The sequence below is a fragment of the Bradyrhizobium sp. BR14999 genome, assembly GCF_056106085.1.
In genome coordinates this window covers 7,665,774-7,679,919 of the sequence record NZ_CM148536.1, presented here as the reverse complement: position 1 = coordinate 7,679,919, position 14,146 = coordinate 7,665,774, and the positions used below count along the sequence as shown (strand labels likewise).

Below are 14,146 nucleotides of genomic sequence, written 5' to 3'. Positions count from 1 at the left end.
TAGATACCCCAGGATGTGTGGACGCTTCGTCATAACTTCGGCCCCCGCGGCTTTGCGGCAACTGTTCGGCTACATTGAGCAGCCGAATTTCCCGCCCCGGTACAACGTCGCCCCGACGCAGCCGATTCCGGTCGTGCTGATCGAGAACGGCGCACGCCATTTCCGTCTGATGCGTTGGGGCCTCGTGCCGGGCTGGGTCGAGGACCCCCGCGGATTTACGCTCCTGATCAACGCCCGCTCCGAGACGGCGCTGGAGAAGCCCGCCTTCAAAAAGGCGGTTCGCCGCCGGCGCGGCCTGATCCCAGCGGACGGCTATTACGAGTGGAAGGCGGAGGGTGGTCGCAAGCAGCCCTTCTTCATCCACCGCGCCGACGGCGCGCCGCTCGGCTTTGCCGCATTGTTCGAGACATGGGTCGGGCCGAACGGCGAGGAACTCGACACCGTCGCGATCGTCACGGCGGCCGCAGGCGAAGACCTCGCCGCGTTGCATGACCGCGTGCCCGTCACCATTAGCCCGCGCGATTTCGAGCGCTGGCTCGACTGCCGCAGCGACGAAATCGACGCGATCCTGCCGCTGATGACCGCCCCGCGCATCGGCGAGTTCGCTTGGCACCCGGTCTCCACCCGCGTCAACCGCGTCGTCAATGACGACGAGCAGTTGCTCTTGCCGATCAGCGCGGAGGGGACGGAGGCGGCGGCCGAGGCGGTGAAGCCCAGGAAGGCGGTGCGGAAGGTTGCTGCTAGCCCGGCGGATGACGGGCAGGGCTCGTTGTTCTAGCTGCGGTGCCGTAGGGTGGGCAAAGCGAAGCGTGCCCACTATCGTGTATCGAGCAAGCAGATAAATGGTGGGCACGGCGCGTTGCGCCTTTGCCCACCCTACCGCAGCGGTGCTTTAAACAACCTCTCTTGCCCGCAGCGCTGCGATCTCCGCCGCATCGAACCCGAGTTCGCCGAGCACCGCATCCGTATCAGCCCCCAGCTCAGGCGCCATGCGATCCAGCTTGCCGCCGCCATGGGCGAGCTTGAACCCGCTGCCGGCAAAGCGCAGGCGGCCGTAGGGCGTGTCCAGCTCCTGGATCGCGCCGCGCGCCTTGATCTGCGGGTGGTCGATCACCTCCTCGACCTTCCAGATGCTGGCGCAGGGCGCGCCGGCGTCTTCCAGGATCGTCTCCCATTCGCGCGCCGGCTTGGCCGCCAGCGCTTCCTCGATGATGGCGCGGAGCGCGCCCTCGTTCTCGTTGCGGGAGAACCAGTCGGCAAAGCGCGGATCAGTCAGCGTATCCTCGCAGCCGAGTGTGCTCATCAGCGCGCGGTACTGCTTCTCGTTGTTGACCGCGAGCAGAATGTGGCCGTCGCTGCATTTGAACAGGTTCGCCGTGGTCCTGCGGCTCACCGCCTGGTTGCCCGAGAGTGTTTGGCGATGGCCCGCTACCGACCAATCTGCGATCTGGCCCGAGAGGAACGCCATCGTCGCCTCCAGCATGGAGACGTCGATGAGCTGGCCCTTGCCGGTGCGGTCGCGCTGATACAGTGCGCTCGACACACCAAATGCAGCGGTTGCGCCCGACAGCACGTCGCACACCGCAAAGCCCGCGCGCGTCGGTCCCGTCTCGGGATGGCCGGTGATCGCCATGATGCCCGACAGCGCCTGCATCTTGCCGTCATAGCCGGGCCGCAGGCGGTCCGGGCCAGTCTGGCCGAAGCCTGATACGGCGCAATAGATCAGCTTCGGATTGATCGCGGATAGCGCCTCGTAGCCGATGCCGAGCTTGTCCATCACGCCGGGGCGGAAATTCTCCATCACGACGTCGACGGTCTCTGCGAGCTTCTTCACGATCGCGATCGCCTCCGGCTTCTGCAGATCGAGCGTCAGGCTGCGCTTGTTGCCGTTGATGGCCTGGAATGCCGGCGCCAGCCCGCGCTCGGCCCATTCGCGGCTGAGCGGCGTGCGGCGCATGTCCTCGCCCTCGCGCCGCTCGACCTTGATGACGTCGGCTCCTAGCAGCGCGAGCTGATAGCTCGCATAGGGACCGGCCAGCACTTGCGTGAAGTCCAGGATCTTCACGCCCTCGAACGGTCGCGTCACGTCGCTCTCCCTTTTTCTTCGTTATCGGAGGACGTCAGGCGGCGCGGTTGCCGCGCGCGATCTCCTTCTGCTTGTCGAATTCGGCGCGGCGCCGCGCCAGCTCTTCCGGCGAAAGCTGCGCCACGTTGTTGTAGTCGAGCTTCCAGGAGGCATCCTCGCTCCAGCGCAGCGGCGATTGCATCGTCGTCTGCGGGCCGCTCGCGGTCTCCAGCAGTCTTAGCGCGAGCTCGAGTGTCTGCGCCTGCGAGCCGACATCATGTGGCTTGCCGGCGGAATTGCCGAGCGGGAAATCGGAGAACAGGAAGCGCGGCACGGCCGCGTGCTCGACGATGTCCTTGGCGCAGCCCATGATCACGCTCGGAATGCCGTTCCGCTCCAGGTGCCGCGCCACCAGCGCGGTGGTCTGGTGGCAGACCGGGCAGTTCGGCACCAGCACGGCGACGTCGACCTTGTCGGCAAGACAGCGCGCCAGGATCTCCGGCGCGTCGGTATCCAGCGTGACCCGATGGCTGCGGTTGGTCGGGGCGCCGAAGAAGCGCGGCGCAACCTCGCCGATCCGTCCTGCGGCGCTCGCCTTCAAGAGCTGCGGCAGCGGAAACCAGGTGCCGCTGTCGGTGGCCGAAGTGTGCTTGCGGTCGTAGCCGATGTGCGAGATGCGAAGGTCGTGCTCTGTCGACGTGTCGCCGTCATAGACCTGGTAGAATTTCGCGCTGCCGTTATATGCGGCGCCCGGTCCCTGATCGCCCTTGGCCGGATCGAACGGCGCCGCTGTCGTGATGATCGTCACGCGCGACTGCGCCAATGGCTTCTTCAGCGGCTGGAACGGTGCCTCCGTGTAATGCGCCCAGCGATACGGCGTGGTGTAGCCGATCGCCGCGTAATAGTCGCGCGTGCGCTGCATGTAGGGCACGGGCGAATCGTAGTCGGGCGCAAAGCCAAATTCGTCGTCGCGCGGAGCGGACATGGGCGCGTCTCCTGGTTCTTGGTTAGGGCCCAGACTAGAGATAGTTTTCGAGTTGCTCAACGGGGAGTGGGGTGGCGCAGGTCAGAATTGCATTGCGCAATGGCTCGCCGCGAAGCAGGTCCGCTCCCTCGCCCCGCTTGCGGGGAGAGGGTTGGGGTGAGGGGGAGTCTCCGCGAGGAAGGTGACAGTGGAATTCGCGGAGGCTCCACCTCACCCGATCGCTTCGCGATCGACCTCTCCCCGCAAGCGGGGCGAGGTGAAGAAAGCCCTACCTAAAAATATGCAGAGCCGCGTATTGCAGCAGCATGATCGCCTTGGCATCGATGATGCGGCCGTCTGCGATCATCGCCAGCGCCTCGTCGATGGAAAGCTCCAGCACCTCGATGTCCTCGCCCTCGTGCTCGAGGCCGCCGCCGTCGCTGACCCGCATCTCCGGCTCGTATTCGGCGACGAAGAAATGCAGTTTCTCGGTGATGGCGCCGGGGCTCATGAAGGCCTCGAACACCTTGTGGACGTCGTGCAGGCGATAACCGGTTTCCTCCTCGGCCTCGGCGCGGATGCGCACCTCGGGTGCGGCATCGTCGAGCACGCCGGCGGCCGCTTCGATCAGGAGATCGTCGTAGCCGCGGATATAGGCCGGCAGGCGGAACTGGCGCACTAGGATCACCGTGCGCCGCGCGCGGTTGTAGGGCAGCACGGCTGCGGCGTTGTCGCGCTCATAGGTTTCCCGGTGCTGCGTCTGCCACTCGCCATTGGCGCGCCGGTACTCGAACGTGGTGTTCTTCAGCGGGGTCCAGTTGTCCGAGAGCACGCGGACGTCCTTGATGCGGACACGGTCGGAAATTGACAAGCCATTCTCCAGATTGCTGCGGGTCCGCACCCGTCACGCAGCAGGAGACCGGGCCCAGATTTCACCAGATTTCAAATGCAAAGCGCGAGTAAGGATCCCCCGCGATCTGGCCCAAAATAAACCGTGTCGAGGTTTCGTCTAGTGTCAATGCGGCCGCCACCGCTGTGAGCTGCCTCTGGGCGGCAGCCTGCGCCGGGGACACCGCAGGCGCTTGGCCACCGTTTGCCAGCGCGTTCGTGGTGGCTTTGTCGAGTTCATCGAGCGGATCAATCAGCCCGATCACCTCGATGCTCGTAGGCAAACCTAACTTGTTCAGGATCTTCATCTGCTCGTCGTTGAAATATGTTCGGACGAGGGCCTGACCGCAGCAGTCGAGAATGAACGCAAAATCCATTCCGGTCTTGATGGTCAGCACGACCGGGTCGCAATAGGCGAGCTGCAGCTTGGTGTTGATGCCCTCGTCGACGAAGCGCTCGGCGATCGGTGTCGCGACACCGTCGATGGTCAGCAATTCCTTAACGGCGTCGCTCGAAGAGCCTGCGTCGAGCTTCAGCGACGTCGATCCGGTCCGGCGCATGAACTTTAGCACAGTGTCGGTCGGAAACGCCCCGACGAAGAAGGCCAGCGCGGCTTGCGTGATATTCGTCCCGGAGATTGTGCCGGCGAACGCGGCGATCGCGAAGCCGAACGGCAAGGAGAGCAGGAGACGCAGCGTCGCCCGATTGACGTCGGACGTTACCACGTCGTTCTGCCGCACGCGGCCAATCAGATCATAAGTTACCCAGACATAGGCGCCGGCTAAACCGGAAATCGCGATCTTTGGCGCGATGTTTTCACCCGCGCTCATCCAGTCGTGGGTGAAGACCCATCTCATGCTGTGAAATGCCGCGAATAGAAGCGTCGCGGCAAACAGCAAGGTTGGAAAGGTGAAGTGCCGCCGACCGTAGCGCTGGTCATATTCCTTGGCGAAGGCTTCGGCGGTCACAGTTTGGCTCTGGGGGCAGAACGTATCGCGGTAGAGCTTGACCGCCTCATCGGAAAACCGCGACACGATCTGCTGCTTTCGGACTGCCCAACCATGGTAGATATAGTGGCCGAGTGGGATCAATGGCAGCGCCGCAACGACGCCGGCGCTGATCAGAATCGTGTTCTGCATGTTGCTCATTGCAAGCCCCCTTGAAATAACTCGAATATGGATCGCGGTGAGGTGGATCGTGAGCACCGACCACCTTCGCGATCGTCAAATTATAAAGACCACTAAAGCGTGTAATAAATTGCACCAACAATCAAGTGGTGCAGCCCGAAAATTCGTCACCGCGCCCTCGTGACAGGTTGTCGCGATCGTTTGATGCTTGAGTTTCCGGCGTCCTAAGACGTCGTCGCGCGGCCGTCGAGCCACTTCTGGAACATCACCGAGGTGGATTCCTCGTAGCCGAGCGATTGGTAGAACGCATTGGCCTGCGCGTTTTCGCGGCGGACCAGGAGCTGGAGCTTGAGAATTCCGGCCGCCCGCAGCCAGTCCTCGGCCGCTGCCATGATGACGCGGCCGTAGCCGCGCTTCTGGCTATCGGGATCGACCGCGACGTAATAGACCCAGCCGCGATGGCCGTCATGGCCGACCATGATTGTGGCGACGATCGCGCCATTGTCGCGGCCGACCAGCACGGTGGAATTGTCGCGCCGCCGCGCCAGCGCGATGTCGGCATGCGGATTATTCCAGGGCCGGGTCAGGCCGCAGCGCTGCCACAGCGCGACGACGGGCTCGATGTCGGAATCCGTGATGGCGGCGATCGCGAGCGGAGCAGGCGGGATCGACGCTCTCACAGCACCTTCCCCGGATTCATGATTCCCAGCGGATCGAGCATCGCCTTGATGGACCGCATCAGCTCGATCGCGGTCTTGTCCTTCACCTCGGGCAGCTCGTCGCGCTTGAGCACGCCGATGCCGTGCTCGGCCGAGATCGAGCCACCCATGCGCAGCACGATCTCGAAGACCACCGCGTTCATCTCGTGCCAGCGGGCGAGGAAGTCCGCGCTGTTGGCGCCGACCGGCTGGCTGACATTGTAGTGCAGATTGCCGTCGCCGAGATGGCCGAACGGCACCGGCCGCGCCCCGGGGATCAGCTTCACCACGGCGGCATCGGCCTCGGCGATGAAGGCAGGCACGGCCGCGACGGGCACGGAGATGTCGTGCTTGATCGAGCCGCCTTCCGGCTTCTGTGCCGCCGACATCTCGTCGCGCAGCTTCCAGAAGCCGGCGCGCTGGGTGAGGTTGGCCGCGATCACGGCGTCGTCGACGATCTCCTCTTCCATGGCGCGGGTCAGGATCGTCTCCAGCGGCGTGCGCGCATCCTCGCTCGGAGAGGACAATTCCATCAGCACGTACCAGGGATGCTTTTCTGCGAGCGGATCGCGCACGTCGATGCCGTGGCGGATCGAGAAATCGACCGCCATCTGCGACAACAGCTCGAAACTCGTCAGCGCATTGGCGGCCTCGCATTGCGCGATCGTGAGCAGTTTGAGCGCCGCCGCCGGCGACTTCAGCCCGACGAAGGCGGTCTCGATTGCCCGCGGCTTCGGAAATAGTTTTAAAGTCGCCGCCGTGATGATGCCGAGCGTGCCTTCGGCGCCGATGAAGAGGTTGTGCAAATTGTAGCCGGTGTTGTCCTTCTTCAGCTTCGACAGCACGTTCAGCACGCGCCCGTCGGCCAGCACCACTTCCAACCCCAGCGCCATCTCGCGCGCGACGCCATAGGCGAGCGCGGCGGTGCCGCCGGCGTTGGTCGAGAGATTGCCGCCGATGGTGCAGCTGCCTTCGGCACCCAATGACAGCGGAAACAGCCGGTCGACCTCCGCCGCCTTTTGCTGCGCGATTTGCAGCACGACGCCGGCCTCGCAAGTCATGGTGTTGGAGGCGGTGTCGACCTCGCGGATCTTGTCGAGCCGGCGCAGTGACACCACCACTTCGCCATTGTGCGGCGTCTGCCCGCCGACGAGGCCGGTATTGCCGCCCTGCGGCACCAGCGCGATCCTGTGCGCGGAGGCGAGCTTGCAGATCTCCGAGACTTCAGCCGTCGAGCCCGGACGCAGCACCAGCGGCGAGCGGCCGTGGAAGAGGTTGCGCTCCTCGGTGACGTAAGCCTCGATGTCGGCGGTATCGGTGATCGCGTGGCGCTCGCCGACGATCTTGCGAAATTGTTCGATCAGATCGGGCGCAAGCGGCAGGGTGGCGGACTTATTGACGTTCATGGTGTTGTCTCTTCTCAAGCTTCTTATCGCGCAACCGCAGCCCGACGCAGCCGGTCGTTGATCGCTTCGCCGAGTCCTTCTTCGGGGATCGTCATCACGGCGATCGCGCGTGGCCCTCTGGCATCGAGGGCGCGAAGATAGCCGAACAGATTGGCCGCGGCTTCATCGAGATCACCGGCGGGCGACAAATTCATGACAGCGGCGGCGGCATCAAGGCCAGGCGGACGTGCCGGGCCGAAGGCCAGCAGCGCTTCGCCCGGCGCGACCTCGCGCGCATTGAGCCGCACGGCCGCGCGCGGCGCGTAATGCGAGGCCAGCATGCCCGGCGCCAGCGGCTGGCTGTCCTCGCTCTCGGCCTCCGCTGGCGGCCGCGCCAAGGGCGCGCCGAGCACGGCCTCGATTCGCTCGCGCGACAGCCCGCCGGGGCGGAGCAGCATCAATGTCTCGAAGCAGCCGACGATCGTCGATTCGACGCCGACCTCGACGGGCCCGCCGTCGACGATCAGGTCGATCCGCCCCGCAAGGTCGCTTTCGACATGGGCGGCCAGCGTCGGCGAGACATGGCCGGAGATATTTGCGGACGGCGCCACCACCGCCCCGCCAAAAGCGCGCAGGATCGCCTGCGCCACCGGATGAGCGGGGATGCGGATCGCGACCGTGTCGAGGCCGGCGGTAGCGAGATCGGCCACCGGGCAGTCGTCCGTCTTCGGCACCACCAGCGTCAGCGGCCCCGGCCAGAACGCCTCCGCGAGCTTCAGGGCGCGTGCATCGAACCGGCCGATCCGCCGCGCGGCGGCAACGTCCGCGACATGGGCGATCAACGGATTGAACGCGGGCCGCCCCTTGGCGGCGTAGAGATGGGCGATCGCGGCGGCATTGGCGGCATCCGCCCCGAGCCCATAGACTGTCTCGGTCGGAAACGCGACCAGCCCGCCGGCCGTGAGCGCCCGGGCCGCGGCCGCGGCGGCAGCCTCTCCGGCCGGTAAAATCAGCGTTTCAAGACCCGTTTTCACAGGGATAAAATTCCTCAACTCGGCCGCTTGCGGTGCGCCAAACCCGACGCTATAAGCCGCCTTCTTGTCGGAGTGTGGCTCAGCCCGGTAGAGCACTGCGTTCGGGACGCAGGGGTCGCAGGTTCGAATCCTGCCACTCCGACCATTCTTCCAAAAGTCGACGTATTCCCAGAGGCTTGGCAGACCGGCCGCCGGCGCCTCGGGAGCGCCTTTTTGCAACGATTTTCGAGGCGGGTCCACGGCCGATTTGGCCCAAGCAGGGACATCTGTGCGCGTGGCATGGCTCGTCGGCAGCGGGACGGCCGGGGGCTTGGTCTGGGACGACGGCTCGCCTGGCCCAGATCTAACCGCTCACCACTCCTTCACGATCGTCGGCGCATCCGGCAGCTCGGCAAGGTCGAGCTCGAGCTCCACCCGATGTGACGCAATCCACACACCCACCGTGAAGCCGCCGAAGGCGCGCAGCGGCAAATGCGCCTCTCCTTGCCGGAACGGCGCCTTGACGCGCTCGCGGCGGAACGTGTCATGCAGAAAGAACTCGGCTTCGGTCGCCGTCTGCGGCTCGCCCGGGGCCGCCGTCACCACCAGGTTGATCTGGACCCATTTGGGATCGTTGGTGTCCGCAAAGCTCGCTCTCAACGCGAAGCCGTCCTTTTCCGATTGGCCGCCGAAACGGCCTTTCTGGGGATCGTCGAAACGAGTGATCGGACGATGCAGGGCGGGCGGCTCCGCTGCGGACGACGAGCTGCTCGGCGGCGGGTTTGTCTTTGCGGCTGCCAGCTCTTGGGTGGCCTGTTGCAGGCGGTCCCGGAGCTGTCCGGCCGGTGTTAACAGTGTTCCCGCGAGGCTTGCCGCGGCACTCTTGGTCAGGTTCGGTGCGAAATTCAGATCGCGCGCTGCCGAGATAAGTCCGCGCGTGCTCAGCGAGAGCTTGCTCAGCGTGTCATGCAGAGCCGGCAAGTCCGTATTCGGGGGAAGTGCCAAGTCCAGTCCGGAGGCGAATTCTGAAAATGCATCATTCAATGATTTCGGCGCGGCCTTCGGCGTGTCTTCGAGGAGCGACGTCTCCCTTGCCGCACTCGGACGCCATGCGAGCCAGGGTCCGGCCGCGACGCGGCCGAGCGATGCGCCGCGGAAGCTGGCCGTATCGGGTACGGCGCTCTCTGTGCCCGCGCTGTGCCGTGCGGCGCATTCCCAGCTGATCGCAAGCATCGTCGGCGCGGTCAATCTGCCTTCCGTGCTGTGACCCAGCTCCCATCGCAGCGAAAACAAATCCGGCGAACTGTCTTGCGGGACGATCCCCTTGATCAGATCGAGCGCCTTGCCGCGCCATCGCTTCTCAAAATCCGGATCGCCGGCTGACCTTGAAGAGGGACCGGAGCCGGCGGGATAGGGATCATCGAGCGCGGGCGAGCCTTTGCGCGCGAGTTGCGATACGATGAGGCCGGCCGCATAGAGGCGCAGCAAGGGGTCGACGTCGGGGGCGTCCAGCCGCTTCAGCATCCGCGCATCCAGCGGGTCGCCGCCGATCGCGAGCGCATCCAGCAGCACCTCTGCCATCCGCACATCATTCGTTGGGGGGACGGGCCCAGCCTGGATTGGCACCGTCAGCACGACAGTGCGCTCGGGATTGACGCCATAAAAGCTGTGACGTTCGAACTTGTCGCCGGCCGAGACGAGGGTCTCGGTGGCTTCGCGGGTCAGGAACACGAGCGTGCGCCGCCCCTCGATGGCGACAATAGTCTGATCGAGTTGAAGCCCGGTGCTGGTCCTGTAGCGAATGCGGTAATTGCCCGCGGGCACGCGGTATGCCTGCAACACGACGGCGCCGTCATCGAGCCGCTCGGTCTGCGCAGCCGCGAGTGCGCTGCTGTCGGATTGCATCGCGATTTCGTCGCGATCGAACAGGCGTACGTCATTCTCTTGGTCCGTGGAACCGGGGCTGACATTGCCTCGATTGCGCACCAGAATGACAATGTCCGATTGCTGTTGCTGCGGAGCCTTTTCCGCCGTGGCGGCAGCGCGCGCGAACAGGTCTCTGGCGGAATTCGCGGGCGGCGCATTTCCCGAGAACTCGACATTCTGGGGTGCGGACGGCAGCAAGCGCACGAACTTCTCTTCGGGCTTTTCCGGCAGCAGCCAGCGGACGATATAGATTCCCTGCGGCAGCAGCTTTTCGACCCGTTCCGTGCCGCGAGCGCGTATCTGATAGTGCCCGTCGATGATCTGGATCTCGATGCCGGGCGGGCCGTCTGCCGAAAGCTTTGTCAGATCCGGGAGCGAGCTAGACTTTGACATGGGTCGGCTCCGGTCCATCATGCTTGAAAGGGTGCGAGAATCTATGGTCGGGCGTCTCGAGCGAATAGAACGTGCCAGCCGGCGCTTCGATGCGCGCTGTGCCGTTGATCTCTGCCTTGATGACCGTGCCATCCGCCCCGACAAGTTGCAGCGGTCTGGGTGTGGCGCCGTTCTCGAACGTGATGTCGATCGGAACGGTGGGGCTCGCCACCGGCGTCTGCAGCACGCAGAAGGGAGGGTTTCGGGGGTCGATATCGAAATAGGGATACTGCCGGCTCTCATCGAGGACGGATTGAATGGTGTTGGAGACGTAGACCTCGAGATCGTTGAGCGTCAGCTGGTTCGCAGCATTGCGGTGGCGCCGAAGTCCCTCCATCAGCACCGTCGAGAACGCCCCCCTGTTTGGCGCCTTCTCCGGCGTCTCAAAGGCCTTGGCGCCGCGCTTCGCCGCCCGGCCGATGCCAAAGGGTGCGTCCTGTCCCGCACCGCGCGGCCAAGGCAGTAGAGGCGCCGGGTCGTTCAAATTCATCGGACTGCGGCAGCAGTCGAAGAACATGATCGCTTCCGAGAAGTAGCCCATCTGAAGAAGACCGCGCCGCAGGTCGTCGCATGGGATCAATCCATATGTGGCCGAGTCACGATTGAAGTCGCCGGCGACAAAACAGGTTTGCGCGTCGCGCTCGATGCCGATCGCCACGGATTGCACGCCATGGCCGGCCATGAAGACGTAGATGCGTGTGATCGCCGGCGTCGCGCTTGGCAGATTTTTCGACATCATGAGCGCAGTGTCCGAAATCTCCTGGGCCCGTGGAGGCCTGCTGAGATCAGGAGTGGTGTCGTTGACCCAGAGGGTCGGACTTGCAAGGAAAGCCGCAAGCCTGGCTGACGGTGCTGCCGGGGCCGGCGAGGTCCAGAAGTACAAATGATTGGGACTCACATTGCCGCCAGCGGGATCCAGTGCCCAGTCCGCAAAATCCGCCGCATCGGCAACGGCACCAAACAGGGTGGGAATGCCGGGCTTCTGGTAGTTGTTGATGCCGACAACCAGTGCGCACGCGTTCATCATGATCACCCGAAGAAAGTGACCACGCTCGCAAGCGTCATTTGATCATCGTCGAATGCGCCGTGCGATGTGGCGAGAGAGGAGAGTCCCGGGTTGCCTTCCGTGGTCGCATAGACCACGCCGTGGTTGGGAGAGGTCAGGAAGTTCAGGACAGCGCGCGCCGACGCGATCTGCCTGGGATCAGTGAGCCACGCAGGATCGGAGCCGAGGAAGCGCTGCATCCCGACGATCGGCGCGTCCGGAAACGCCTCCGCCCGTTGGTCCTCGAGCACACCGGAGATCACGTAGAGCAGCGAGCATGGATAGATGGCGGCGGTTCCGGGACCGAGGACCGCATCCTTACGCTCCAACTCGTCGTTCATCGTGAACATGCGGAATGCGCGGACGAATGGCGTTCCCAGTTGAAGAACGTCGGCAAACTCATCCATGCGCACGGCGGGCGCAAGGAAAGCGAGCCGGACGTCGGGAGGATTGGCTATCGATGCGAGGGCCCGGATCAGTGCCGCGGCCCAGATCGAGCCGGCGCTGTGCCCCGACACGCAAAGCAGGGACGGCCGGCCTGCCTCAAATGCCTTGATCAATGCCGCGCCGCATCCGTTCGCGACAAAATGGTCGGCGGCATCCTTTTTCATCATGCCCCAAATCGCGGCCCCGATCATGTCGCCGTACATTTCGCGGACGAGCTCCTCGACGATCGTGGGATAGAACCCATGATCCCGACGCGCGCGGAAGCGCCGGATGACACGCAGGGCGATCGCTGTCGCGTGCTTGATGAGGAATTTTGCGACTTCGACCGCGGTAAACAGATCGCGGCCGGCGGGTTGGGTCGGGACCGCGTCGGTCAATTCCCTCTTGATCCGCTCGTCGAGCCGCTCGAGATCGGCGCGGCCGGTATTTGCATTTCCGCGGGAAGCAATGCTGCGCCCTTGCAGTGGATCAAAGGTCAGCGCCGCCGAGACATTGTCTGCTGCGCCCATGAATTCGGGATCGATCTGCAGGCTCAGGCTGAATTCCTGAGCAAGGGCCGCATCGCTCTGGGCCGCTACCGCCGGCCCGCGTCCCGCCGGCGTATCGCGTTCGATCTGCACGTCGACATCGGCAAAGGGATCCCGGCTGGTTTGGCTTCGCAGCCGGGCCTCGATTTCCGCGGGCGTCAAATTGACTGCCGCGAAGGCGGAGCGCCCCGTCCCTCCAGGCAATTCCAGCTTGGACCCGATGAAGCCGATCAGCTTCTTCAGCACCGTGTGGTAGATGCGATCGTTGTTGAAGAGATCTTGCCAGTTCGTCTTCAGCGTTTCGAGCGCGCCCGTCCGCCAGACGACATAGATCTGCTCCCAGTCGGGCCCGAGCCCGAAGCCTGCGGGTGCCATGCCGCTCAAACGTTGCGCGGTCTCAAGGCCTGCCGCCTCGTTCACCAGGCCGCCATGCAAATGAAGCAACACCTTTGATGGCTGCGCCGCAAGGCGGCCGGCAAGGGCGTCGAAATCGTGCTGGCTTGCTTGATCGAGCTTGCCGTCACGAGTGCGCAAGATGCTGATTGGCATCGGAATCCCCCCGCTAAGCTCACGCTCCCGGCCTCCCTCGCGCGGTGCGATGTGGCCGGTTAATTCAAAACACAATCAAAAAATGCCTGCGCCGGCGCAGCTTTGCGTGCGGCCGAACGGTCGAGTTTTCACAAATTTCGTTGCAATCGCGGCGGGACGAGCCTCGCCTCCAGTAGCTCAGCCTAGCGAGGTCGCTCGCGTGAAGCGTGTGAAATACTTCACACAGAGGGAATAAATTGTGCTGCCGCCGGTGACGCCGCGCCCGGTCCGACTCGCCCGCAGTCCGACCCGCCCGCAGCCCTGGCACTCTGTTTGCTCAGTCAGGACCAAAGGCAGCCCCTAGCGGAGGGACTGTTTCAGGTTGAGGCAAAACAATGAAAGAAGTGTCCCGTTTCGGCTCTACCGGAGAGCTTCGGCTCAGCGCGCTGATTGCGGATCTGTGGTGGCGCGTTCAGCTCATGAATTCCGACATCCTCGAAGAAGAGGCCAAGGCCGGGGTGTTTGACGAGAAGGACCCGTCCTATCCGTTGCTCGCGATGAACCTTCGCGCGCGACGTGAGAATCTCGTGTCGACGATAAACGCGCTGGAGCAACGCGCGAAATCGGGCCGCGCGGCGGCGTGACGTCGGTGTTCTGGCCGTCCGCCATGCGTTGGGTTGGTTGACCGGCCGCCTGTTTTGGCTGTTTGGCCCGCGTCGCCCACGGCAACGGCCTGGGCCGCAAAGCACAACGAGATCACCGCCGCGTCACCAGCACGCCGACCAAAAACGCCAGCATCAGCGACGGCAGCGGCGCCTCGCGCACCATGCCGCGGACGATGTCGGGCCAGTGCGGGGCCGGGACGAGACTTGGCGACCTGACGTCGGCCAGCGGCGTCATGCCCCATTCCGAGGCGAGGTCGGTGATCTCGCGCGTGGCCAAGCGCGAGCCGTCGCGGACGCGGAAGATGGCGGCGTCGGATCGGTCGCGCGGCGCGAGCGCCATCAGCGTCGCGATCGCGGTGCGCAACGTCATCTCGCCATAGCCTTGCAGCCTCACCGACTCCTCGGGGTCGGACGTCATGCGAAATCCCTCACGGCG

The 14,146-nt window shown here is 64.4% G+C and carries 13 protein-coding genes and 1 tRNA gene; 3 read left to right on the top strand and 11 right to left on the bottom strand.

The window, feature by feature from the left end; translation table 11 throughout:
* Positions 1 to 13 precede the first annotated feature (13 nt).
* Positions 14 to 778: an SOS response-associated peptidase gene (locus tag ACR9YP_RS35945; RefSeq protein WP_474218244.1), complete on the top strand. Its 765-nt coding sequence runs from the start codon at positions 14 to 16 to the stop codon at positions 776 to 778.
* A 114-nt stretch (positions 779 to 892) separates the two neighbouring features.
* On the opposite strand, the gene ACR9YP_RS35940 is transcribed toward ACR9YP_RS35945, so the two are convergent.
* The 7 genes from ACR9YP_RS35940 to ACR9YP_RS35910 form a co-directional block, all read right to left on the bottom strand.
* Positions 893 to 2,086, bottom strand: coding sequence for a CaiB/BaiF CoA transferase family protein (locus ACR9YP_RS35940; RefSeq protein WP_474218243.1), 1,194 nt, complete (start codon positions 2,084 to 2,086; stop codon positions 893 to 895).
* A 34-nt stretch (positions 2,087 to 2,120) separates the two neighbouring features.
* Positions 2,121 to 3,050, bottom strand: coding sequence for a glycine reductase (locus ACR9YP_RS35935; protein ID WP_474218242.1), 930 nt, complete (start codon positions 3,048 to 3,050; stop codon positions 2,121 to 2,123).
* Positions 3,051 to 3,318: 268 nt separating this feature from the next.
* Positions 3,319 to 3,900 (bottom strand): NUDIX hydrolase, encoded by a 582-nt coding sequence (locus tag ACR9YP_RS35930; protein ID WP_438111612.1) that lies wholly within the window; start codon positions 3,898 to 3,900, stop codon positions 3,319 to 3,321.
* A 61-nt stretch (positions 3,901 to 3,961) separates the two neighbouring features.
* Positions 3,962 to 5,065, bottom strand: coding sequence for a hypothetical protein (locus ACR9YP_RS35925; protein WP_474218241.1), 1,104 nt, complete (start codon positions 5,063 to 5,065; stop codon positions 3,962 to 3,964).
* Between the two features lie 203 nt (positions 5,066 to 5,268).
* On the bottom strand, positions 5,269 to 5,724 hold the full coding sequence (locus tag ACR9YP_RS35920) for a GNAT family acetyltransferase (RefSeq protein ID WP_474218240.1): 456 nt from the start codon (positions 5,722 to 5,724) through the stop codon (positions 5,269 to 5,271).
* Positions 5,721 to 7,148 carry an FAD-binding oxidoreductase gene (locus tag ACR9YP_RS35915; RefSeq protein ID WP_474218238.1) on the bottom strand — a complete coding sequence of 476 codons (1,428 nt, stop codon included), beginning with the start codon at positions 7,146 to 7,148 and terminating at the stop codon, positions 5,721 to 5,723. Before ACR9YP_RS35915 ends, ACR9YP_RS35920 begins: the two co-directional genes overlap by 4 nt.
* 23 nt (positions 7,149 to 7,171) lie before the next feature.
* Positions 7,172 to 8,161 (bottom strand): L-threonylcarbamoyladenylate synthase, encoded by a 990-nt coding sequence (locus ACR9YP_RS35910; protein WP_474218237.1) that lies wholly within the window; start codon positions 8,159 to 8,161, stop codon positions 7,172 to 7,174.
* Between the two features lie 68 nt (positions 8,162 to 8,229).
* Here ACR9YP_RS35910 and ACR9YP_RS35905 point away from each other — a divergent pair.
* Positions 8,230 to 8,306: transfer RNA gene (locus ACR9YP_RS35905), tRNA-Pro, on the top strand.
* A 206-nt stretch (positions 8,307 to 8,512) separates the two neighbouring features.
* On the opposite strand, the gene ACR9YP_RS35900 is transcribed toward ACR9YP_RS35905, so the two are convergent.
* Genes ACR9YP_RS35900 through ACR9YP_RS35890 form a run of 3 tightly spaced genes read right to left on the bottom strand, consistent with a single transcriptional unit; the run spans position 8,513 to position 12,763 of the window.
* On the bottom strand, positions 8,513 to 10,480 hold the full coding sequence (locus ACR9YP_RS35900) for a pYEATS domain-containing protein (protein WP_474218236.1): 1,968 nt from the start codon (positions 10,478 to 10,480) through the stop codon (positions 8,513 to 8,515).
* The gene (locus tag ACR9YP_RS35895; protein WP_474221171.1) at positions 10,446 to 11,525 is read right to left on the bottom strand and encodes a caspase family protein; all 1,080 of its coding nucleotides are present in this window, start codon (positions 11,523 to 11,525) and stop codon (positions 10,446 to 10,448) included. Before ACR9YP_RS35895 ends, ACR9YP_RS35900 begins: the two co-directional genes overlap by 35 nt.
* Positions 11,526 to 11,527: 2 nt before the next feature.
* Positions 11,528 to 12,763 (bottom strand): hypothetical protein, encoded by a 1,236-nt coding sequence (locus ACR9YP_RS35890; RefSeq protein ID WP_474218235.1) that lies wholly within the window; start codon positions 12,761 to 12,763, stop codon positions 11,528 to 11,530.
* Between the two features lie 677 nt (positions 12,764 to 13,440).
* Here ACR9YP_RS35890 and ACR9YP_RS35885 point away from each other — a divergent pair.
* Complete coding sequence (locus ACR9YP_RS35885; protein ID WP_438111632.1) at positions 13,441 to 13,689, top strand: hypothetical protein; 249 nt, start codon at positions 13,441 to 13,443, stop codon at positions 13,687 to 13,689.
* Positions 13,690 to 13,801: 112 nt separating this feature from the next.
* Here the strand turns inward: ACR9YP_RS35885 and ACR9YP_RS35880 are convergent, their stop codons facing one another.
* The gene (locus ACR9YP_RS35880) at positions 13,802 to 14,128 is read right to left on the bottom strand and encodes a hypothetical protein (RefSeq protein WP_091892543.1); all 327 of its coding nucleotides are present in this window, start codon (positions 14,126 to 14,128) and stop codon (positions 13,802 to 13,804) included.
* Positions 14,129 to 14,146 lie beyond the last annotated feature (18 nt).

Excerpts from the sequence above, each read along its gene's own strand:
- ACR9YP_RS35945 (WP_474218244.1), top strand. The coding sequence starts at position 14 with ATGTGTGGACGCTTCGTCATAACTTCGGCCCCCGCGGCTTTGCGGCAA.
- ACR9YP_RS35935 (WP_474218242.1), bottom strand. The coding sequence starts at position 3,050 with ATGTCCGCTCCGCGCGACGACGAATTTGGCTTTGCGCCCGACTACGAT.
- ACR9YP_RS35925 (WP_474218241.1), bottom strand. The coding sequence starts at position 5,065 with ATGAGCAACATGCAGAACACGATTCTGATCAGCGCCGGCGTCGTTGCG.
- ACR9YP_RS35915 (WP_474218238.1), bottom strand. The coding sequence starts at position 7,148 with ATGAACGTCAATAAGTCCGCCACCCTGCCGCTTGCGCCCGATCTGATC.
- ACR9YP_RS35900 (WP_474218236.1), bottom strand. The coding sequence starts at position 10,480 with ATGATGGACCGGAGCCGACCCATGTCAAAGTCTAGCTCGCTCCCGGAT.
- ACR9YP_RS35895 (WP_474221171.1), bottom strand. The coding sequence starts at position 11,525 with ATGATGAACGCGTGCGCACTGGTTGTCGGCATCAACAACTACCAGAAG.
- ACR9YP_RS35885 (WP_438111632.1), top strand. The coding sequence starts at position 13,441 with ATGAAAGAAGTGTCCCGTTTCGGCTCTACCGGAGAGCTTCGGCTCAGC.
- ACR9YP_RS35880 (WP_091892543.1), bottom strand. The coding sequence starts at position 14,128 with ATGACGTCCGACCCCGAGGAGTCGGTGAGGCTGCAAGGCTATGGCGAG.